The sequence below is a fragment of the Bacteroides sp. OM08-11 genome (genome assembly GCF_003438665.1).
Classification (GTDB): domain Bacteria; phylum Bacteroidota; class Bacteroidia; order Bacteroidales; family Bacteroidaceae; genus Bacteroides; species Bacteroides cutis.
The window spans coordinates 422,634-443,952 of record NZ_QSTJ01000003.1; the positions used below are offsets into that span (position 1 = coordinate 422,634).

A 21,319-nucleotide genomic window follows, 5' to 3' on the forward strand; every position below is an offset into this window, starting at 1 on the left:
AAAAAATGCGTAGTTGCGCGGATAAAATTCCGTAACTACGCATTTTGTGTTCCGTAACTACGCGGTGTTCACTTCGTAGTTACATATTCTCGTCCTCTTCGTTTCTAGAAAAGGAACCTCAGTATATCATTGAAGTTCGCCCATATCAACAAACCAAACAGTAGGAACATACCTACCATCTGTGCACGCTCCATGAATTTGTCACTGGGTTTGCGGCGAGCCACAATTTCATATATCAGGAACAGCACATGGCCACCATCCAGTGCCGGAATTGGCAGAATGTTCATAAAGGCGAGAATGATGGAAAGGAAAGCTGTCATGTACCAGAATTGATGCCAATCCCAAGTTGCGGGGAAAATGCTGCCGATAGTACCGAAACCTCCCAGCTGCTTGGCTCCCTCTTTCGAGAACAGATACTTCATCTGGCTGACATAACCTTTCAATGTGTTCACTCCGAGAGTGGCACCGGCAGGCAGAGAAGCGAGGAAACTGTATTCTTTCTTAATGACCGGAAGCAGCTTGCTGGTTTGTGTACGTGCAAATACTCCCATATTATAAACAGAATCGGTAGTCATTGTCAACGTATCGGTTATACCGTTGCGTGCGTATGTCAACAAGATATCGTGTGAAGCATCAGCTGTTTTCCGGCGTTGGGCCTTGTCTTCTTCAAAGTCCGTATAAGATATGATGCGTCCATCCAGTTGTGTGATGCTGTCGCCGGGTTGCAATCCTGCAAGGGCTGCCGGAGAACCGGGTGCTATACTGTCTATTACAAATGGATAGCGGAAATCGGCAAAGCGTACACTGTCTGCCAGTAACCTTTCCATCATATCTTCGGGGATATAAACCGATGTTTCTTGTCCGTTGCGTAATACCGTTACTTGGCGGGCATCAACAATACTGGTCAGCATATCGCCTCCATAACGCTCGAAAGGTACACCATCGGCAGAAATCAATACGTCACCGTCACGAAAACCGATGGCTTTCGCCGTTTCGTTGAAGTCCATACCCAGCGGGGCTTTCTGTACCGGGACATATTGGTCACCCCAGGTGAAAAGTATCATAGCATAAATGAACAATGCCAGCAGGAAGTTGAACAATACACCGCCCACCATGATCAGCAATCGTTGCCATGCCGGTTTGGCGCGGAACTCCCACGGTTTCATGGGTTGCTTCATCTGCTCGGTATCCATAGATTCGTCTATCATACCGGCTATTTTGACATAGCCGCCCAAAGGCAACCAACCTATGCCATATTCTGTTTCACTGTTTTTAGGCTTGAACTTGAACAGGGTAAACCATGGATCAAAAAATAAGCAAAATTTTTCTACCCGGGTTTTGAACAGGCGGGCGAAGAGAAAATGCCCTCCCTCATGGACGATAACGAGCAACGAAAGGCTCATGATGAGTTGCAGGGCACGAATTAAGAATGTTTCCATCTAGTTATTTACAAATTACAAATTACAAATTACTATTTACTATTTAAGACATGTAGTCTTATTTATCTATCACTCTATTATACTTTATAACGTTATTATTTTATCACTGCTTGATCAATTCTTCCGCTATCCGTCTGGCTTCCGCATCCGTAGCCACATAATCTTCATAAGTAGGTTTCTGTATGAAAGATATACGTGCCATCGTTTTTTCTATCACGTCACTCATCCCCAAGAATGAAATCTTATCCTTCAGGAAAGCATTGACTACCACTTCATTGGCGGCATTCACAATACAAGGCATGTTTCCTGCCTGATGCAGGGCCTCGTAGGCCAGTGCCAGATTACGGAAACGGGTCGTATCGGGTTGTTCAAAAGTGAGTTCCGTGCACAGTTTGAAGTCCAGACGCGGGAAAGAAGCTTTCAATCGCTCTGGATAGGAGAATGCATACTGAATGGGTAACCGCATATCCGGCATTCCCAACTGCGCTTTTACGGCACCGTCCTCAAACTGTACCATGGAGTGGATAACCGATTGCGGATGTACTGCTACTTCTATTTGGTCTGGCCGCACACCGAACAGCCATTTGGCTTCAATGACCTCAAAACCCTTATTCATCATGGAGGCAGAGTCAATGGTGATTTTAGCTCCCATATCCCAATTCGGGTGTTTCAACGCCTGCGTTTTCGTAACAGTTGCCAGTTGTTCTATTGTATAAGTGCGGAACGGACCACCGGAAGCCGTTAATATGACTTTTTCTATCGGGTTGCCTGTCTCTCCTGCTAAACATTGAAATACTGCGGAATGTTCGGAATCGACAGGCAGGATAGGCGTACCGCTGAAACGTGCCAAATCATTGATTAATTCTCCGGCAACCACCAACGTTTCTTTATTGGCAAGGGCAATTGCCTTGCGTGCACGGATGGCGTTCATGGTCGGTTTCAGTCCGGCATAACCCACCATGGCAGTCAATACCATATCGATAGGAGTTTCCGCCACAATCTGACAGAGAGCCTCTTCGCCGGCATACACTTTGATGGGCAAATCGGCAAGCGCTTCTTTCAGTTGCCGGTATTTCGATTCGTTGGCTATCACCACTACTTCAGGCTTGAACTTGCGTGCCTGAGCAATGAGATCGTCTACCCGGTTGTTGGCAGTCAGCACATACGCTTCATACCGGTCGGGATGTTCCTCAATGACCTGTAGCGCTTGCGTACCGATGGAACCGGTAGAACCGAGTATGGCAATTTGTTTCTTCATAATCTAAAACACAATATAAAGTTCCGGATTTACCGCCCTTCCCTTATGCCACAATTCAAAATGAAGGTGTGGACCGGTAGTTAGCTGTCCGGTGTTTCCTACTAAAGCGATGACCTCACCGCCCTTCACGCTGTCTCCTTCCCGTTTCAGGAGTGAACCGCAATGTTTGTATACAGATACAAAATCTTGATTGTGCTGTACCTCTATCAAATAACCGGTTTCGGCCGTATAGGTACTCAGGATAACGGTTCCATCCAAAGTTGCCAACACGCTTTCACCCGGATTTGCCGCGATATCCGTACCGAAATGTTTCTTCTCGGCATTGAAAGGAGATGAAATCATACCACGGGTGGGACGGTAGAAAATAAGTCCGTCAACGGCGGGACGGTCTGCAATACTTGTCAGGTTATATTTTTCCGTATCTTCATATTGTTTACGGAAGTCAGCTTCCCGTTGTGTGCGTTCCATCAAAGAGTCTTTCCGTATATTAGTCAGTGAATCTATCGACTGCACGGTATCGGCTTTTATCTTACCCTGAAAAATATCCTGGATATTCATGATGTAAAGGTTCTGCCTATCCACCAATTGTTGCAACGAATCCACTCTTAACGCATTTTCCACCACCTGTGCACGGATTTCGCTGTTCATATATCCCGGCAGATAGTTGCGTAGCGGAGTAAAAGCTACGATCAGCGAAGCGATCAGAAACAATACGAACAACACGGATAGCAGTACAGAAAGTCCATTCAGCTTGGACACACGTAACGTGATGATATCCTCAAGGGTATTCTCGTTCGTAATTGTCAGTCTGTATTTGAACTTGATGTTACTCCAAAATACTTTTCTTCGTTTCTTTTTCATACCTCTTCCGTCTCATCCGGTGCCAGCATTCCTTCCGGCAAATCCACTGTAATTACTTTATGCTTTTGGTCGATATCTACAATAAGCTCTTCTTGTGCAGGAATTAGTAATTCTTCTCCTTTATAATCCACTACGAACAGCGTGTTGATAGTAGATGTATCTACTTCTATCACTTCACCAAGTTTACCATGGTGCACCTCTTCCATGCGGAAACCTACGAAAAAATCCCAGCTCAATTCAGCCGGCTCCACTTCTCCGGCATGTTTAGTAGGGAAATAAACCTCTACATTGGTAAACATGCGGGCACGTTCAGCCGTATTTACCCCTTCCAGTTTGACAAGAGCTGTAGTGTCCGAACGGAAACGATAGTCCTCCAAAAAGAAAGGCACCAAGATTCCGTCCAACAGGCAAATAAGGTATTCCGCTTCTACCCGATCGAAGATATCGTCCGTAAATGTGAATGACAACTCTCCATGAATACCATGCGGCTTGTTGAATACACCGATCTTATATACTTCTTCTCTCCGTATCATTCCTTATATTCTTGTAATTCTCGCCCCAATCGCGTTCAAGCGTCCTTCGATATTTTGATATCCCCGGTCTATTTGCTCAATGTTATGTATCCGGCTGCTGCCTTCCGCGCTCATCGCGGCTATCAGCAGCGCAATACCTGCACGGATATCCGGTGAGGTCATATTCCCACCGCGTAGTTTGAAACCATGGTCGTGACCGATGACTACCGCACGGTGTGGGTCACACAGAATAATCTGTGCTCCCATATCTATCAGTTTGTCGACAAAGAACAGGCGGCTTTCAAACATTTTCTGATGGATAAGTACGCTGCCTTTGGCTTGCGTGGCCACTACCAGCATTACACTCAATAAGTCCGGTGTCAGTCCCGGCCAGGGGGCGTCTGCAATTGTCATGATAGAACCGTCTATAAAGGACTCTATCTGATAAGTTTCCTGTGCAGGTACATAAATATCATCTCCCCGCTGCTCCATTTTGATACCGAGGCGACGGAAACTGTCGGGAATGATACCCAGGTTTTCGTGCGAAACATTCTTGATAGTCAGTTCGCTTTGTGTCATGGCTGCCATACCGATGAAACTTCCTACCTCGATCATATCCGGCAGAATAGTATGTTCGGTACCGTGTAGTTCTTCGACTCCCTCGATTGTGAGTAAATTGGAGGCTATTCCTTCTATTTTGGCACCCATCCGGTTCAACATTCTACACAGCTGCTGTACGTAAGGCTCACAAGCAGCATTGTAAATGGTGGTTTTACCCTTTGCCAGTACAGCTGCCATGATGATATTGGCAGTTCCTGTCACAGATGCTTCATCCAGTAGCATGTAAGTACCTTGCAACTGCCGGGCGGATATTTCGAAGATTTCCCGTTTGTCGTTGTAGGTAAAGTCCGCACCCAAATTCTGGATACCGATAAAGTGCGTATCCAGACGGCGGCGGCCTATCTTGTCTCCACCCGGTTTGGATATCATCGCCTTTCCAAAACGTGCTACCATTGGTCCCACCAGCATGACAGAACCACGCAAGCTGGAACATTTTTTCAGGAACGAATCGCTTTCCAAATAGTCCGGGTCTATGTCGGCAGCTTGGAAACTATAGGTACCAATGTCTTTCTTGGATACACTTACTCCCATATCCCGCATCAATTGGATAAGGTTGTTCACGTCCAGAATATCCGGGATATTGTGCACAGTCACCTCCTCGGCCGTAAGCAGCGTAGCGCAGATAATCTGCAAAACTTCGTTCTTTGCTCCTTGGGGATAGATGTCACCGGAAAGTCTGTGTCCCCCTTCGATTACAAATGATGCCATGATATTAGATTTGTGATTTTAGTACTTCCTTTTATTATTCCTATTGTTATTGTTCCTGTTGTTCTGGTTATTCATTTTGGGACGATAGTTCATATCAATCCGTTCTGCCATCAGGCGAACAATGCTGTCTGTCATTTGCAGTTTATTGTCAGACAGTTCGGCAAGATCGTCCGCTATTTTACGGTCGTCTACGGTATCTTTGTTCCAAGCCATGTAATCCTTCTTCATGTGATTGCAGATTAGTGCTGTCAGATTTTGTTTTTCTTCTCCTTCGGGGAAGTCGACAGCTTTCTTAATCAACACTTCCAAGGTGCGGCCGTAATGGCGGTAGCGTATTTTAGTACTGGGATAAGGAATGTTTTCCGGTTTTGTCCCGAGATTGTCCTTACGGATAACTTCGTACGGATAATCAATATCCAGTTTGAAGCCGGACATGATGGCAAGATGATCCCACAATTTATGTTTGAAATCCGGTACATCCCGCAAGTGGGGAAACATGTTCCCCATAATGTTGATGATCGTGTTTGCGCAACGTTGGCGTTCCGCACGATTTTCGATGGACAACGCATGGTCTACCATATTCTGGATGCTGCGGCCGTATTCCGGCAAAGGCATCCGTTTTTGCTGAGTATTATATTGCATCTTTTTTATTGATAATTGACATTTGATAATTCTTGAAATAAGTCTTACAGGAGCTTTTTCGGTTTACTTGCTACGAATTCTTTCAGATAGAACGGTTCAAAATAAGCTACATCTTTGAAATCCTTTTCCGCTATCGCTTTCTCTGCCAGCGGAAACATCATGCCGGCAAGCGGACGGATATTATCGATGAAGTGCGCATTGGGATGCGTAATCTTTTCCTTGCATTTGGAGGCACCGTCACCGAAGAAGTAAACCGGCTGTTTATCCAAAAACTCGATGTAAGAGTTCTCGTCTACTATATCGGCGGCTATGTCCCGAACCGTGTTCAATGCACGGTCATAGATAGCGGCGTATACTTCCATACGGCGGGCGTCAATCATGGGACACAACAGTGCGTCGTCGGGCAACTCTTCGTGATAAAGCAGCACCGGCACACATTGTACCTTCAAGGTAGGCAAGCCGATAAGTGGCAGGTTACGACCGTAACAGATACCTTTCGCCATAGATACGCCGATGCGCAGTCCTGTATAAGACCCCGGTCCGCAACTCACGGCTACAGCGTCCAGAGGCAGGGCATGGCTGTCGGCAAACGACAATGCCTCGTCTACAAAAACTCCCAGCTGCACAGCGTGTGAAGGCCCCTTCAGGTCTTCTTTCTTAAAAATGTTTTGTCCATCTTCGCTCACGGCAACGGAGCAAGCCGAGGTAGACGTTTCAATATGCAAGATACATGACATAGTTTCTATCCTTGTTATATTAATCAGCTGACAAATTTACGTGATTATTTTCACTAATTAAAATAATCACGTAAATTTGCGCAAAACTTAAGAAGCATTATGATACAATCAATGACGGGCTATGGCAAAGCTACTGCCGAACTGTCCGATAAGAAAATCAATGTTGAGATAAAATCGCTCAACAGTAAAGCAATGGATTTATCCACTCGTATCGCTCCGCTTTATCGCGAGAAGGAAATGGAGATCCGTAATGAAATATCCAAAGTACTGGAACGCGGCAAGGTAGATTTCAGCCTGTGGATAGAGAAAAAGGATGCCGACCAGCTTGCTACTCCCATCAACCAAGAGATTGTAGAGTCTTACTATAGAAGAATTAAAGAGATTTCCGCGTCGGCCGGCATTCCCGAACCGGGCGATTGGTTTGCTACTTTACTTCGGCTACCGGATGTGATGACGAAGAACGAAGCGCAGGAGTTGAGTGACGAAGAGTGGGCGATTGTACATACTGCCGTCTGTGAAGCTATCAACCATCTGGTGGACTTCCGCAAACAGGAAGGGGCTGCTTTGGAAAAGAAATTCCGTGAGAAAATAACCAATATAGCTCATCTGCTCGAAGCGGTATCTCCTTACGAGAAAGAACGTGTTGTTAAAATCAAAGAACGTATCACCGATGCCTTGGAAAAGACCTTGAGTGTGGATTATGATAAGAACCGCTTGGAGCAGGAACTTATTTATTACATTGAGAAACTGGATGTCAATGAGGAGAAGCAACGCCTTGCCAATCATCTGAAGTATTTCATCAGTACTCTGGAAAGTGGTAACGGGCAAGGTAAGAAGCTGGGGTTCATCGCACAGGAAATGGGACGTGAGATTAATACGCTGGGTAGTAAGTCCAACCATGCCGAGATGCAGAAAATTGTCGTACAGATGAAAGACGAGCTGGAACAAATCAAGGAACAAGTCTTGAACGTAATGTAATATCACATTGTGAAAAATAGTCAACGTACCTATGTGTCAAAGATAAAAGATGTGTCATGACCGTAGGGAATAAATCGTAAATGCATAGATGGCAAAGCTTATTATCTTTTCAGCTCCTTCCGGTTCGGGCAAATCGACGATCATCAATTATCTGTTGGCGCAGAACTTGAATCTTGCTTTCTCGATATCAGCCACCAGCCGTCCGCCACGCGGGGCAGAACGGAACGGAGTGGAATATTTCTTTCTTACTCCCGAGGAATTTCGTCGTCGCATCGCCAATGACGAGTTCCTTGAATATGAAGAGGTCTATCAGGATCGTTTTTACGGAACGTTGAAGGCGCAAGTAGAAAAGCAGTTGGCCGATGGGCAGAATGTGGTTTTCGACGTAGATGTCGTAGGCGGTTGTAATATCAAGAAATTCTATGGTGGACGTGCCTTGTCCGTATTTATTCAACCACCGTCGGTAGAAGAATTGCGTAAGCGGCTGGTCGGTCGTGGCACGGATGCTCCCGATGTCATTGAAAGCCGTATCGCGAAAGCTGAATACGAGCTTGGCTTTGCTCCAAAGTTTGACAAAGTGATTGTGAACGATGACTTGGAAACGGCTGAAGCCGAAGCTTTGAAAGTAATTACCCAATTCTTGGACTTATGAGAAACAACGGAGGCCTTCATTACAAGGAATATGCCACTGCTGTAGCCATGTTGCCGGTTATGTTTCTTACTGCTACCAATGCCGGGGCTTGCTGGAAACGTCTGAGAGGAAAGAAAATTTAATTATAATAGCTTTGAATATCGGAATTTTCAGCGGTTCATTCAACCCCGTACATATCGGACATTTAGCCCTTGCCAATTATCTTTGTGAATATGAGGGCTTGGATGAGGTGTGGTTTATGGTGACCCCGCACAACCCGCTGAAAGAGGAAACTCTCTTGATGGACGATGAGCTTCGTTTGAAGTTGGTGCAGCTTGCCGTTGCAGGTTATCCGAAATTCCGGGCTTCCGATTTCGAGTTTCGTTTGCCGCGGCCTTCTTACACTGTCCATACGTTGGATAGCTTGAAACAAGCTTATCCCGAATATACTTTTTATTTAATAATCGGCTCTGATAACTGGAACCTTTTCTCTCAATGGAAAGAATCGGAGCGTATTCTTACCGAAAATCCTATTCTTATCTATCCCCGTCCCGGTTATCCCGTAGATGTCGTATCTTTGCCGCAAAACATTAAATTGGCAGCTTCCCCCACCTTCGAGATTAGTTCTACTTTTATCCGCCACGCCTTGGAAGAAGGAAAAGATATACGCTACTTCCTTCATCCTGCCGTTTATGAGGAACTAACCAAAATATTTTGATATAAAAATGGAAAAATTTGATTACTCGCAGGTACCCTACAATTTTGGGGTATGTGCATCTGCCGATTGTCCCCAAGCCTCTACTTGTCTGCGCCGTATAGCTTTGAAGCATGCTCCCGTGAATTACCCGTTTCTGCCGACTTTGACTCCTCAAAGACTTGCGGCAATGAAAGGAAGATGTGAATATTACTGTCCGGACACTACTGTCAGATATGCCAAAGGATTTACCCATGTTGCAGAATTGTTGACTGTCCGTGTGGCAGGTACATTCCGTTTACGTCTTATTGCGCATTTCGGGCGAAAGAACTACTACCTCGCACGCAAGGGTGAGTATCTGATTAAACCTGCCGACCAGGAATTCATCATCCGTCAGGCCAAAGAGCTGGGCTTGCAGTTGGATGATTATTTTGATGAATATGTAGACGGTTATAATTGGTACGATTAACCACTCTGTCATTAAGAGGAAAGTTATTGATATATAGCAGCTTGTGGTTCCCGTGGGTAGGGAACGCCCGTTTCCTCTGATAGAAACGCCCGTTCCCTTTAGTAGAAACTGCCGTTCCCTTTAATGGGAACGAGCGTTTCTATGAAGGGGAACGGAAGTATCTGTACATGGAAACGGACTTATATAAGTAAAATCATGTCTGATGCTTTATATGCGTTGGTAACGGAAGAAGGCGAAGAACCCTTACGAGTTCTCCGCCTTCTTCTTTGTTATAATTGTATTCTATGGCTTATACAATTCCTTGTGCCATCATGGCTTTCGCTACCTTCATAAATCCGGCAACATTGGCACCCTTCACATAATTTACATAACCATTGGCTTCCGTACCATATTGTACGCAAGCTGCGTGGATATTCTTCATAATGCTTTTCAGCTTTTCGTCTACCTCTTCAGAGCTCCAGCCCAGTTTGATAGAGTTCTGAGTCATTTCCAAACCGGATACGGATACACCACCCGCATTGGCTGCCTTGCCCGGAGCATACAAGATTTGAGCTTCCTGGAATACGCGGATAGCTTCGGGGGTAGAAGGCATGTTTGCACCTTCGGATACTGCTATCACACCGTTGGCAACTAATTTCTTGGCATCGTCACCGTTGATTTCATTCTGAGTTGCAGACGGCAGAGCGATATCTGCTTTTTCACCCCAGGGGCGTGCGCCTTCTACATACTTGACACCCGGATATTGTTCGGCATATTCACGGATACGTCCACGATAGAGGTTCTTTAACTCCATGATGTAATCCAGTTTCTCACGGTCGATACCTGCGGGGTCGTATATATATCCGTCGGAATCGGACATCGTCAAAACTTTACCGCCCATTTCCAATACTTTTTCAGCAGTATATTGAGCTACATTACCGGAACCGGAAATCAGGCAAGTCTTGCCTTTGAGATCGGTACCTTTGGTTTTCAGCATTTCCAGCAGGAAGTAGATGTTACCGTAACCGGTAGCTTCCGGACGAATCAGTGAACCACCGAATTCACGGCCTTTACCTGTGAATGTTCCGGTAAACTCATGAGTCAGTTTTTTGTACATACCGAACATGAAGCCTACTTCACGGCCACCTACACCGATATCACCGGCCGGAACGTCCGTTTCAGGACCGATATGACGCCACAGCTCCAGCATGAAAGCCTGAACGAAACGCATAACCTCAGCATTTGATTTACCACGCGGAGAGAAGTCGGAACCACCTTTACCGCCACCCATAGGAAGGGTAGTCAGTGAATTCTTGAATGTTTGCTCAAATGCAAGGAATTTCAAGATACTCAAGTTTACGGAAGCATGGAAACGGATACCGCCTTTATATGGGCCAATGGCGTTGTTGTGTTGTACACGGTAACCCATGTTGGTTTGTACGTTACCTTTATCGTCCACCCAAGTAACACGGAATTGGTAAACACGATCGGGGATACAAAGGCGTTCAATCAGATTGGCTTTGTCAAATTCCGGATGTTTGTTGTACTCTTCTTCGATAGTAGAAAGTACTTCTTCTACTGCTTGATGATACTCCGGTTCATTGGGGAACCGTCTTTTCAGATCTTCTAATACCTTAGCTGCATTCATAATCTATTTCTTTTATTGGTTGCTTATTGCTTTAATATGCCAATATGTTGATGTGCTGATTGTTGTGTTATGATTACATCGGTTGTTTCATACCACAAGGGGTATTGGCGCATTTGCATATTTGCACACTGTCACATTATCTTTTATTGCGGTTGCAAAAGTAAACATAAAAATGATACAAACAAACAATTTATAAATAAAATGCGGGATAAAACAACAAAAATATTGTTTTATCCCGCAAAAAGGAATAAAAAGATATTATTTATCCTCTTTTGAGTGACTTTATTACCGGAATAAATACTAATGCAGCCGAAATGACAAGCGTTAGTATGATTGGACCGTCAATTCGTTCGGCTGTTGTCAGAACGATATAACAAAGTGCTGCCCAAAGGAGCGTAATGCAAACTATTTGAGATTTTGATAATGGCCTTTTCATTTACCGGCTTTCTTTTTGTCGACAATGGCGTCGATAACTGCCACTGCGGTGATGTTTACGATATCGCGTACAGAGCTTTCGAAATCGGTAAAGTGAATAGGCTTGTTCAATCCCATTTGGATAGGACCAATCAGTTCGGCATCCGTATTCATTGCCTGTAACAGTTTGTAGGCAGAGTTGGCTGAACTCAGATTGGGGAAAATAAGCGTATTCACATCTTTGCCTTTCAGTCGGGTGAAGGGATATTTGGCGTCGCGCATTTCGCGGCTCATGGCAAAATTCACCTGCATTTCGCCGTCAATGGCAAGTTCAGGGTAATTTTGTTGCATATAGTCAACAGCTTCATGTACGCTTACCGGACTTCCTTCTTTATCGGCACCGAAGTTGGAGTAGCTCAGCATTGCCATTACCGGCGTGTGGTTGAAGAAACGTACCGTGTGTTCGGATAGTTTGGCAATGTCAATCAAGGTTGCTGCATCGGGATGACGGTTGATAAGCGTATCGGCAAGGAAGAAAGTACCTTTTTTAGAGTTAAGGATGTGCATTGTACCGAAGTGCTTGTATTCCGGACGGATACCGATCACTTCTTTGGCTACCTTGATGGTATTACTGTATTTGGTATAGAGTCCGGTGATGAAAGCGTCGGCTTCACCGGTTTCTACCATCATCATACCGAAGTAATTGCGTTCGAACATCTTGTCGTTGGCTTCTTCGTAAGTAACGCCTTCACGGGCACGCTTCTCGGAAAGGATACGTGCATAGCGTTCGCGACGTCCCGCTTCGTCGGGGTGGCGCAGGTTTACGATTTCAATGCCTTCAAGACTCAGGTCGAGTTCCTTTGCCAGTTTTTCGATGGCTTCGTCATTTCCTAATATAATGGGATGGCAAATTCCCTCGGCCTTGGCTTCGACAGCGGCTTTCAGCATGTTGGGATGGATTCCCTCGGCAAACACCACACGTTGCGGATTACGGCGGGCTGTATCGTAGAGTTGACGGGTCAGTTTGCTTTCATACCCCATCAATTCACGCAGTTGCAGTTTGTAAGCATCCCAGTCTTCTATGTTTTTACGGGCTACACCGCTTTCCATGGCTGCGCGTGCTACGGCACAAGACACCTCCGTGATGAGACGCGGATCAACCGGTTTCGGAATGAAATATTCGGGGCCGAAAGAGAAGTTGTTTACATGATAAGCCTCGTTCACTACATCGGGTACAGGCTGTTTGGCGAGGTTGGCGATGGCATGTACTGCGGCGATTTTCATTTCTTCGTTGATGGCCTTGGCTTGTGTGTCAAGTGCACCGCGGAAGATATAGGGGAAACCGATTACATTGTTTATCTGGTTCGGATAGTCGGAACGGCCGGTGGACATCAATACATCCGGACGCGCTGCCATGGCATCTTCATAAGAGATTTCAGGGGTAGGATTGGCAAGGGCGAATACAATAGGATGGTCGGCCATGCTGCGTACCATGTCTTGTGTCAATACATTACCTTTGGAAAGTCCCAGGAATACATCGGCACCTTTGATGGCTTCGGCAAGTGTATGCACATCACGGCGGTCGGTGGCAAAATAACGCTTTTGTTCGGTCAGGTTCTCACGGTCGCTGGTGATAACCCCTTTACTGTCCAGCATCAGGATGTTTTCACGGCGTGCACCGAGAGATTCGTATAATTTGGTACATGAAGTGGCAGAGGCACCTGCACCGTTTACTACGATTTTTACATTCTCGATCTTCTTGCCTGCCACATCCAGGGCATTCAGCAGTCCGGCACTGGAAATGATGGCTGTACCATGCTGGTCGTCGTGCATCACGGGGATATCAAGTTCTTCCTTCAGACGACGTTCTATTTCAAAACATTCGGGAGCCTTGATGTCTTCCAGGTTGATACCACCAAAAGTAGGAGCGATGGCTTTGACGGCCTCAATAAACTTGTCAGGGTCTTTTTCGTTTACTTCGATATCGAATACGTCGATGCCGGCATAAATCTTGAACAGCAAGCCTTTTCCTTCCATAACCGGCTTACCGCTGAGGGCGCCTATATCGCCCAGACCGAGTACGGCTGTGCCATTGGAGATTACAGCCACAAGATTACCTTTAGCTGTATATTTATACGCGTCTTGCGGGTTTTTCTCAATTTCAAGACACGGTTCTGCAACGCCGGGAGAGTAGGCAAGCGAAAGATCGGTTTGTGTACTGTAGGGTTTGGTGGGCACTACTTCTATTTTTCCAGGTTTGCCTTGCGAATGATAGAGCAAAGCAGCTTCTTTGGTTATCTTAGCCATGGTAAAAATGTTAAATTAGTTATGATTTTGCTGCAAATGTAGGGATAATTGTTCTAAATTGTAGCTCGTCACAACTAATTTCTATTAGAATTATCATCAGATAAGCTAAAAATGCTTATTTTTGACATCGTATAACAATATATTAACCCCCGTTTATTAATTTAACACATGATTAACATGAGATTTTTGAAATTTCCTTTAGCTGGACTATTTGTAATGGCACTATTTTCAGGGTGCAAGACTGGTAACGAACAGAAAGCACCGGTTGCTCTAACCTGGGAAATGGGTGCGAATGGTATTGAACCTGGATATTATGAGAACACTTTTGTGCTCAAGAATGTCTCTGATGACCCTCTGCCCGAGGACTGGGCCATTTATTATTCACAGCTTCCCCGTGGCGTTAAGCAAGAAAAAAATCCGGCGGTAAAGATTGAGGTGGTGAATGGTAACTTCTTCAAAATGTCTCCCACAGAGAACTTTACCTCTTTGGCTCCGGGTGATTCTATGCGTATCACTTTTCGGTGTACTTATAAGTTGGACAGAAGTTCGCATGCTCCTGAAGGTACTTATTGGGTGGCAATCATCGACGGCAAGGAGGGCAAACCTTTTCCGGTGGAGATGAATGCGCTTCCATTGCCTTCTCCTGAATCGCTTCCCGGTTATCCGGATGCTGCTAAGATATATCAAACCAACCTTCGTCTGGTTGATGCACCTGCTTTGAAGCAATCGGATGTCTTGCCTTCGGTAAAGAAAGCGGTGTCAGCCTATGGCCGTGTTACATTGGATGGCCAGGTAGGGATAGAATTTCCTGAAGAATTTTCGGGTGAAGCAAAACTGTTGAAAGAAAAACTCCCCGGCTATGGACTGGAGGTGGTAGACAACGCTCGCGTGACGATTGTCTTAGAGACTCTTGCTGATAAGGAAGAAGCCATAAACGATGAATATTATACTATAAGTATAGGTGATGGCCGGTTAAGGATTGGTGCTGCTACTCCTCATGGAATTTTCAACGGTACTCAAACCTTGCTCTCTATGCTGAAAGGTAAGCAGGCCCCGTATGTGTTGGAGGGAGTAAGAATACAGGATTATCCTGACTTGCCGTATCGCGGGCAGATGATAGACATAGCCCGTGACTATACTACACCGGAAAACATGAAGAAGCTGATTGACGCTTTTGCTTCCTATAAGATGAATGCATTGCATTTTCACTTTTCCGATGACGAAGGGTGGCGCCTGGAAATTCCCGGTCTGGAGGAACTGACTACAGTGGGAAGTCGCCGGGGGCATACCACAAACGAGAGCCAATGTCTTTATCCGGGCTATGATGGTGGATATGATCCTGAGGCGAAGACTCCCGGTAATGGATATTATACCCGTGAAGAATTTATCGACCTGCTGAAATATGCAGCAGAAAGGCATGTACGCGTAATACCGGAAATCGAATCTCCGGGACATGCCCGTGCGGCTATCGTTTCTATGAAAGCCCGTTATAATAAATATATCGGGACTAATCCTGAAAAGGCGGCCGAGTATATGTTGAGTGAACCGGAAGATACTTCCCGTTACGAGTCCGTTCAATACTATACAGATAATGTCATCAATGTTGCGTTGCCTTCTACCTACCGTTTTATGGAAAAAGTAATTCAGGAAATCAATGCCATGTACAAAGAGGCGGGTGTTCCGTTGACTACCATACATCTGGGTGGCGATGAAGTGCCTCATGGTGTATGGATGGGGTCTCCCAAATGCCGGAAGTTGATGAAAGAGAAAGGTATGACGAAAGCCCACGACCTGTCAGAGTATTTCATCACGCAGATGGCGAGTATCATGCAGAAGAATGGCTTGAAAATCAGTGGTTGGCAGGAAGTTGCTTTGGGGCATACGGAAGAAGCTCACCGGCAGTTGCGGCAACAGACCGAAGGGGTGTATTGTTGGAACACCGTTCCGGGTTCTGATGAAGTGGTTTATCAGACCGCCAATAACGGTTATCCGGTTATCCTTTGTAACGTAGGTAATTTCTATATGGATATGGCGTATAACGGCCATCCCGACGAGCGCGGACTTGACTGGGGAGGTTATGTGGATGAATCTGTTTCCTTCTCTATGCTTCCTTATAGCATTTACCGTTCGCTGCGTGTGAATAAGGCAGGTAATCCTATTGATTTGGATGAAGCTGAAAAGGGAAAAACTGTTTTGACTGAGATTGGCAAGCAGAATATAATCGGTGTACAGGGGCAACTCTTTGCCGAAACCATCCGCAACTTCGAAGGTGTGGAATATCTTCTTTTCCCAAAATTGATGGGGCTGGCAGAACGCGGGTGGAATGCCCATCCGATATGGGAATTTCTTTCCGGTACAGAAGAACAGCAAGTTTTCAATCAGGCTTTGGCACTTTATTATGAGAAAATCAGTAAGGCTGAGATGCCTTATTGGGTAAAGAACGGTATTAATTTCCGTTTGCCCCAACCGGGACTGTTGATGAAAGACGGCAATCTATATGCCAATGTAGCCATTGAGGGGGCGGAAATACGTTATACTACTGACGGGACAGAACCGACTGCCCAATCTACATTATGGGTGGAACCGGTGAAATGTGACGCATCAGTTATCAAAGCGAAGACATTTTATTTGGGCAAAGAAAGTCTGCCGATAACTTTTAAGGAACAATAGCAATTACCTGGGGGGAGGTATAATAATTATAAAACAACCAATCGTTTGGAAACAATGGGAGAGTGCTGCACGTCAGTTCTCTTCCATTGTTTTTTTAGAATTGCCACATTGACTTAATGTTTATAAGAATAATATAATAGGATAGGATTCATATCTTCAGAAAAGTTCAATTGTACTTCGGAAGACGAAGAAAGATAACCTTCTTTGAAGTACTCTTTTAGTATTGTTTGTCGATTAATCAAATTTTTACTTTTAATGGAAAAAGCAGGGGAAATCTGTTCCTTTTTTACTTCAAAAATAACATTGGAGAATAGGGGGATAAAATAAAATCCGTTATGGTCAGCAAGAATAATATTGATGTAGCGGAAAATAGAAAGAGCTTACTATGATTAGAAAATGTAGTAAGCTCATCTCTCTCTTTTTGTTTATCTGTTTACGCATTCAGCGCCTGTTCGATATCTGCAATGATATCATCCGCATTTTCTATACCTACGGAGAAACGAATCAGGTCAGGACGTACGCCTGCTTCCATCAGTTGCTCGTCTGTCAATTGGCGGTGCGTATGGCTGGCAGGATGCAGCACACAAGTACGGGCATCGGCAACGTGGGTTACGATAGCAGCCAGTTTCAATGAGTCCATAAATTTGATGGATACTTCGCGTCCGCCTTTCAGACCGAAAGAAATAACGCCACAAGAGCCGTTTGGCATATACTTCTGTGCCAGTTCGTAGTATTTGTTTCCGGGCAGGCCACAATAGTTTACCCAAGCTACTTTATCGTTTTTGGAAAGATATTCGGCAACAGCTTGGGCATTTTTGCAGTGTTGAGGCATGCGTAGGTGAAGGGTTTCCAGACCGAGGTTTAGCAAAAATGCATTCTGGGGCGACTGGATGCTGCCGAGGTCACGCATCAACTGGGCGGTAGCTTTGGTAATATAAGCCATTTTACCGAAAGCTTTTGTATAAGTCAATCCGTGGTAAGATTCATCCGGTGTGCACAATCCGGGGAATTTATCAGCATGTGCATCCCAATCAAAGTTACCGCTATCTACTATGGCACCACCTACACTGGTAGCATGTCCGTCCATATATTTAGTTGTAGAGTGTACTATAATGTCAGCTCCCCATTCAAATGGGCGGCAATTGATAGGGGTGGGGAAGGTGTTGTCTACAATCAAAGGTACACCATGATCGTGGGCGATGCGGGCGAATTTTTCGATGTCGAGTACTTCCAGTGTCGGGTTGGAAATCGTTTCGCCGAACAGTGCTTTGGTATTTGGACGGAAAGCGGAGGAGATTTCTTCCTCCGGTGAGTCCGGGTTGACGAAAGTGACATCGATACCCAGTTTCTTCAAGGTTACTCCGAAAAGGTTGAATGTTCCACCATAGATGGTAGATGAACAAACGAAATGATCACCTGCTTGGCAAATGTTAAATATAGCATAGAAATTTGCTGCTTGTCCACTGGAGGTTAACATAGCGGCTACCCCCCCCTCGAGGGCGGCTATCTTGGCAGCAACGGCATCATTCGTAGGGTTTTGCAGGCGAGTGTAGAAATAGCCACTGTCTTCAAGGTCGAACAAGCGTGCCATCTGTTCGCTGGTATCATATTTGAAGGTTGTACTTTGATAGATGGGGAGTACACGGGGCTCACCCTTTTTAGGAGTCCATCCGGCTTGTACGCACAAGGTCTCAGGCTTAAATTGTTTTGCCATAATGCTATCTATTTTTAGAGTTTATTATCTATTAATGTATTTATCGTCGCAAAAGTAAGGAAAATAATGTAAATTTGTCCGCGATAAGGAAAAAATACTGCGAATACATTATGATGCGAATATTATTCATCTTTTCTTTTCTCATTTTTAGTTTCCTCTCTCTCTTTGCCCAGGAAGAACGGGATAGTCCGAAAGCGGGTGAAGGTATTTCGGCTTTCCTCGAACGTAATAACCGTACGGGCAAAGTTTACTATAAAGAATTTCTGCGTCTGAACCAGAAGCGTCTGCGGGGAAAAGAGGAACTACGATTGGGAATGAAGTATATTTTGCCACCATTGAGGAATGGAAAAACAGCCAATGTCTCTTCTACCGGTAAAAAAAGATCGGTCAAAGAACCTCTGTTCGGGAAAGAACTTGCCAATGTAGAGGTTACTTCCAACCGTTTGCAGGGAACCTGTTTTTATGTAGTCAGTGGTCACGGCGGACCCGATCCCGGGGCTATAGGCAAGATAGGCAAGGTAGAATTACATGAGGATGAATATGCGTATGATGTAGCTTTGCGTCTTGCACGGAATTTGATGCAGGAAGGTGCTGAAGTCCGTATTATCATTCAGGATGCGAAAGACGGTATCCGTGACGACCGTTATCTTTCCAACAGTAAACGTGAAACTTGTATGGGGGCTGCCATTCCTTTAAATCAGGTAGCGCGACTACAACAACGGTGTGCCAAGATCAATGAGTTTTATAGACAGGACCGGAAAATATACAAGTATTGCCGTGCTATCTTCTTGCATGTGGATAGCCGTAGTAAGAGCCATCAGACGGATGTGTTCTTTTATCATGCACCCAAAAGTGTTTTAGGAAAGAAGTTGGCGGTTATAATGAAAAAAACTTTTGAATCAAAATACGATAAACATCAACCTAATCGAGGATTTGAAGGAACTGTCAGTCCTCGAAATCTGTATGTCCTGTTGAATTCTTCTCCTACGGCTGTTTTTGTGGAGTTGGGCAATATCCAGAATACTTTCGACCAGCGTCGTTTTGTAATCAGCTCCAATCGCCAGGCTTTGGCAAAATGGATGATGGAAGGCTTTATCGCAGATTATAAAAAGACCCAATAAAAGTAGAAGGCCAATCTAATCATGCGCTTTCTTCTCGTACATGACTACTACTGTTACTGCAGCCAAAATCAATGCGATACCGATGGCACCGGCCAATGTGAATTTCTCATGGAATATGCTGTATCCGATAGCTACAGCGGTAAGAGGTTCCAATGCTCCAAAGATGGATGTCAGTGTAGGGCCGATGTGTTTGATGGCTTTTACTAACGTGATGTTGGAGATGGCTGTAGCGGGCAATGCCAGTCCGAGGATATTCAGCCAGGTATATCCGTCGGTTACAAGTCGGATACCTCCTGTGAACATACCTCCAATGATGAAAAACAGTGCTCCTAATGCCATGACGTAGCAGGTAAATGCCGTGGACGGGATATGGGCGGCACGGCTTTTGCGTATTCCTATAATATATCCTCCATAAAAGAATACGGATGAAATGGCGGCAATCATACCTGTTATCCGGTTCTCTCCTCCAGAATTGATTTCTCCCGATGATAATAACCCGGCACCTATCAGAGAAATGGATACGGCAAATAGTACTGTAAATGATTTCCTTTCTCCGAAAACACACATCATGGCAACCGCTACCGCAAGAGGATACATAAAGTGAATGGTAGATGCTACGCCGCTGGCGATATACTGGTAGGCTATTACCAGACTAAAGGAAGTGGCTGCCCGCAACAGACTGAGCAAGAAAACGGTCCCCCAATCTTGGGGGCTGATGCGGAAGGGTTCTTTCAACATTAATCCGAATACAGCCAATGCAAGGGAGGCAATCCCCCAACGGTAGGTCAATACTTCGAACGAAGAGAATCCTGTAGCTAATAAAGATAAAGTAAAGAATGGAGCCAACCCGAATGTGGAGGAAGAGAGAGCAGCGTATATATATCCTTTTATAGGGCTATTTTGTATCATTTATATTGATTTTTTGATGATGTTTCAGAACTATCTATTTTGATCGTTTGTTTCTTTCACATTACATCGTGCAAAATTAGTGAATAAAAACGTTTGCAGGAGCGATATACACTTATAAATAATGAAAGGAAACCTTATGCGAAAAAATTTAATGTTTGTGGGGGGAATTATAATGATCTTCACGTTGGCCTCTTGTGGCGGTACTCAGAAAAGAACGGTGGTAAACTATACTCCAAGGGAGGTAGAACAGGCCAACCAGGTGATGACATATTATAATACTTCTCTGGCTTTATTGAAAAATGTAGTGGTAGAAAAAGATGTAAATGCAGTATTGGGATACATGGAACAGAGTGGAAAAGCACCTGCCTTGACTGCCATAGCTCCTCCCGCTTTCTCTCAGAAAGATTCTGCATTTGTTGTAAATCCGGGTCCTTATTTCAATGAAGAAACACGGAGTAACTTGAAACAGAATTATTTTCAGTTGTTTCAGGCCAGAAGACAGTTTTATTCAACTTTTGATATGTATATTTCATATCTGAAATCGGACAATAAGATGGCAGCTGACAAATTATTGTCCACCAATTATCAGCTGAGTGTGGAAATGTCTGAATACAAAGAGAACATCACCGATATCCTTTCTCCTTTTGCTGATGAGGCACAAAAGGTATTACTGAATGACAATCCGATGAAAGAGCAACTACTTTCTATGAAACGAATGGCTGCCACAATGCATAGTATTCTGGCTCTTTGCATTCGTAAACCTATCCCCGATACAGCTCATCTTGATATGAAACTGGCAAAACTGGTTATTCAGTTGGATATTGCCAAACGTTTGCCTACCGTAGAAGGACATCCTGAGGAAATGAAAAAGTTTCAGAATTTCCTGACTCATGTTGAATCCTTTATAAAAGATGTCCAGCATATCAAGACTAAAGGAACATATACTGAGATGGATATGACGACGATTGAAGAGTATGGGGTAAGTCTTGATTAAAGATGAGTATCAA

19 protein-coding genes are annotated in these 21,319 nt (G+C 44.7%); 8 read left to right on the top strand and 11 right to left on the bottom strand.

From position 1 onward, the window contains the following. Window positions 1-104: 104 nt before the first annotated feature. The 7 genes from rseP to tsaB form a co-directional block, all read right to left on the bottom strand. Window positions 105-1,439, bottom strand: coding sequence for an RIP metalloprotease RseP (gene rseP, locus DXC10_RS08230; protein WP_101544113.1), 1,335 nt, complete (start codon window positions 1,437-1,439; stop codon window positions 105-107). A 103-nt stretch (window positions 1,440-1,542) separates the two neighbouring features. After that, on the bottom strand, window positions 1,543-2,697 hold the full coding sequence (locus DXC10_RS08235) for a 1-deoxy-D-xylulose-5-phosphate reductoisomerase (protein WP_101544114.1): 1,155 nt from the start codon (window positions 2,695-2,697) through the stop codon (window positions 1,543-1,545). A 3-nt stretch (window positions 2,698-2,700) separates the two neighbouring features. Next, window positions 2,701-3,558 (bottom strand): M23 family metallopeptidase, encoded by an 858-nt coding sequence (locus tag DXC10_RS08240; protein ID WP_101544116.1) that lies wholly within the window; start codon window positions 3,556-3,558, stop codon window positions 2,701-2,703. Further along, entirely contained in the window at window positions 3,555-4,091 is a 537-nt protein-coding gene (rimM, locus tag DXC10_RS08245; protein WP_101544118.1) for a ribosome maturation factor RimM, read from the bottom strand. Before rimM ends, DXC10_RS08240 begins: the two co-directional genes overlap by 4 nt. Window positions 4,092-4,094: 3 nt before the next feature. Then, window positions 4,095-5,399: a UDP-N-acetylglucosamine 1-carboxyvinyltransferase gene (gene murA, locus DXC10_RS08250; RefSeq protein WP_101544120.1), complete on the bottom strand. Its 1,305-nt coding sequence runs from the start codon at window positions 5,397-5,399 to the stop codon at window positions 4,095-4,097. A gap of 18 nt (window positions 5,400-5,417) precedes the next feature. Beyond that, window positions 5,418-6,041 (bottom strand): DUF4290 domain-containing protein, encoded by a 624-nt coding sequence (locus DXC10_RS08255; RefSeq protein ID WP_101544123.1) that lies wholly within the window; start codon window positions 6,039-6,041, stop codon window positions 5,418-5,420. Window positions 6,042-6,085: 44 nt separating this feature from the next. Next, entirely contained in the window at window positions 6,086-6,778 is a 693-nt protein-coding gene (gene tsaB / locus DXC10_RS08260; protein ID WP_101544124.1) for a tRNA (adenosine(37)-N6)-threonylcarbamoyltransferase complex dimerization subunit type 1 TsaB, read from the bottom strand. A gap of 99 nt (window positions 6,779-6,877) precedes the next feature. On the opposite strand from tsaB, the gene DXC10_RS08265 reads away from it, so the two are divergent. The 5 genes from DXC10_RS08265 (at window position 6,878) to DXC10_RS08280 (ending at window position 9,550) form a co-directional block, all read left to right on the top strand. Beyond that, window positions 6,878-7,756: a YicC/YloC family endoribonuclease gene (locus DXC10_RS08265; RefSeq protein WP_101544126.1), complete on the top strand. Its 879-nt coding sequence runs from the start codon at window positions 6,878-6,880 to the stop codon at window positions 7,754-7,756. An 88-nt stretch (window positions 7,757-7,844) separates the two neighbouring features. Further along, entirely contained in the window at window positions 7,845-8,408 is a 564-nt protein-coding gene (gene gmk, locus DXC10_RS08270; RefSeq protein ID WP_117737665.1) for a guanylate kinase, read from the top strand. Further along, window positions 8,405-8,530 (top strand): hypothetical protein, encoded by a 126-nt coding sequence (locus DXC10_RS16625; RefSeq protein ID WP_255419789.1) that lies wholly within the window; start codon window positions 8,405-8,407, stop codon window positions 8,528-8,530. The genes gmk and DXC10_RS16625 overlap by 4 nt, the downstream gene beginning before the upstream one ends. A gap of 11 nt (window positions 8,531-8,541) precedes the next feature. Next, window positions 8,542-9,105, top strand: coding sequence for a nicotinate (nicotinamide) nucleotide adenylyltransferase (gene nadD / locus DXC10_RS08275; protein WP_101544130.1), 564 nt, complete (start codon window positions 8,542-8,544; stop codon window positions 9,103-9,105). Between the two features lie 7 nt (window positions 9,106-9,112). After that, window positions 9,113-9,550 (top strand): DUF6078 family protein, encoded by a 438-nt coding sequence (locus DXC10_RS08280; RefSeq protein WP_101544132.1) that lies wholly within the window; start codon window positions 9,113-9,115, stop codon window positions 9,548-9,550. A 289-nt stretch (window positions 9,551-9,839) separates the two neighbouring features. Here DXC10_RS08280 and DXC10_RS08285 read toward each other — a convergent pair whose 3' ends face one another. Further along, window positions 9,840-11,177, bottom strand: coding sequence for an NADP-specific glutamate dehydrogenase (locus DXC10_RS08285; protein WP_101544135.1), 1,338 nt, complete (start codon window positions 11,175-11,177; stop codon window positions 9,840-9,842). A 432-nt stretch (window positions 11,178-11,609) separates the two neighbouring features. Continuing rightward, a complete protein-coding gene (locus DXC10_RS08300) occupies window positions 11,610-13,898 on the bottom strand; it encodes an NADP-dependent malic enzyme (RefSeq protein ID WP_101544145.1) in 2,289 nt (762 codons plus the stop codon). A 177-nt stretch (window positions 13,899-14,075) separates the two neighbouring features. On the opposite strand from DXC10_RS08300, the gene DXC10_RS08305 reads away from it, so the two are divergent. After that, complete coding sequence (locus tag DXC10_RS08305) at window positions 14,076-16,568, top strand: family 20 glycosylhydrolase (protein ID WP_101544148.1); 2,493 nt, start codon at window positions 14,076-14,078, stop codon at window positions 16,566-16,568. 433 nt (window positions 16,569-17,001) lie between these two features. On the opposite strand, the gene DXC10_RS08310 is transcribed toward DXC10_RS08305, so the two are convergent. After that, a complete protein-coding gene (locus DXC10_RS08310; RefSeq protein WP_101544151.1) occupies window positions 17,002-18,282 on the bottom strand; it encodes an O-acetylhomoserine aminocarboxypropyltransferase/cysteine synthase family protein in 1,281 nt (426 codons plus the stop codon). Window positions 18,283-18,392: 110 nt separating this feature from the next. On the opposite strand from DXC10_RS08310, the gene DXC10_RS08315 reads away from it, so the two are divergent. Next, window positions 18,393-19,403 carry an N-acetylmuramoyl-L-alanine amidase gene (locus DXC10_RS08315; RefSeq protein ID WP_180949214.1) on the top strand — a complete coding sequence of 337 codons (1,011 nt, stop codon included), beginning with the start codon at window positions 18,393-18,395 and terminating at the stop codon, window positions 19,401-19,403. Window positions 19,404-19,418: 15 nt separating this feature from the next. Here the strand turns inward: DXC10_RS08315 and DXC10_RS08320 are convergent, their stop codons facing one another. Then, complete coding sequence (locus tag DXC10_RS08320; RefSeq protein WP_101544274.1) at window positions 19,419-20,309, bottom strand: DMT family transporter; 891 nt, start codon at window positions 20,307-20,309, stop codon at window positions 19,419-19,421. 139 nt (window positions 20,310-20,448) lie between these two features. On the opposite strand from DXC10_RS08320, the gene DXC10_RS08325 reads away from it, so the two are divergent. Further along, on the top strand, window positions 20,449-21,306 hold the full coding sequence (locus DXC10_RS08325; RefSeq protein ID WP_180949215.1) for a hypothetical protein: 858 nt from the start codon (window positions 20,449-20,451) through the stop codon (window positions 21,304-21,306). Window positions 21,307-21,319 lie beyond the last annotated feature (13 nt).

Excerpts from the sequence above, each read along its gene's own strand:
- rseP (WP_101544113.1), bottom strand. The coding sequence starts at position 1,439 with ATGGAAACATTCTTAATTCGTGCCCTGCAACTCATCATGAGCCTTTCG.
- DXC10_RS08235 (WP_101544114.1), bottom strand. The coding sequence starts at position 2,697 with ATGAAGAAACAAATTGCCATACTCGGTTCTACCGGTTCCATCGGTACG.
- DXC10_RS08240 (WP_101544116.1), bottom strand. The coding sequence starts at position 3,558 with ATGAAAAAGAAACGAAGAAAAGTATTTTGGAGTAACATCAAGTTCAAA.
- rimM (WP_101544118.1), bottom strand. The coding sequence starts at position 4,091 with ATGATACGGAGAGAAGAAGTATATAAGATCGGTGTATTCAACAAGCCG.
- murA (WP_101544120.1), bottom strand. The coding sequence starts at position 5,399 with ATGGCATCATTTGTAATCGAAGGGGGACACAGACTTTCCGGTGACATC.
- DXC10_RS08255 (WP_101544123.1), bottom strand. The coding sequence starts at position 6,041 with ATGCAATATAATACTCAGCAAAAACGGATGCCTTTGCCGGAATACGGC.
- tsaB (WP_101544124.1), bottom strand. The coding sequence starts at position 6,778 with ATGTCATGTATCTTGCATATTGAAACGTCTACCTCGGCTTGCTCCGTT.
- DXC10_RS08265 (WP_101544126.1), top strand. The coding sequence starts at position 6,878 with ATGATACAATCAATGACGGGCTATGGCAAAGCTACTGCCGAACTGTCC.
- gmk (WP_117737665.1), top strand. The coding sequence starts at position 7,845 with ATGGCAAAGCTTATTATCTTTTCAGCTCCTTCCGGTTCGGGCAAATCG.
- DXC10_RS16625 (WP_255419789.1), top strand. The coding sequence starts at position 8,405 with ATGAGAAACAACGGAGGCCTTCATTACAAGGAATATGCCACTGCTGTA.
- DXC10_RS08280 (WP_101544132.1), top strand. The coding sequence starts at position 9,113 with ATGGAAAAATTTGATTACTCGCAGGTACCCTACAATTTTGGGGTATGT.
- DXC10_RS08285 (WP_101544135.1), bottom strand. The coding sequence starts at position 11,177 with ATGAATGCAGCTAAGGTATTAGAAGATCTGAAAAGACGGTTCCCCAAT.
- DXC10_RS08300 (WP_101544145.1), bottom strand. The coding sequence starts at position 13,898 with ATGGCTAAGATAACCAAAGAAGCTGCTTTGCTCTATCATTCGCAAGGC.
- DXC10_RS08305 (WP_101544148.1), top strand. The coding sequence starts at position 14,076 with ATGAGATTTTTGAAATTTCCTTTAGCTGGACTATTTGTAATGGCACTA.
- DXC10_RS08310 (WP_101544151.1), bottom strand. The coding sequence starts at position 18,282 with ATGGCAAAACAATTTAAGCCTGAGACCTTGTGCGTACAAGCCGGATGG.
- DXC10_RS08315 (WP_180949214.1), top strand. The coding sequence starts at position 18,393 with ATGATGCGAATATTATTCATCTTTTCTTTTCTCATTTTTAGTTTCCTC.
- DXC10_RS08325 (WP_180949215.1), top strand. The coding sequence starts at position 20,449 with ATGCGAAAAAATTTAATGTTTGTGGGGGGAATTATAATGATCTTCACG.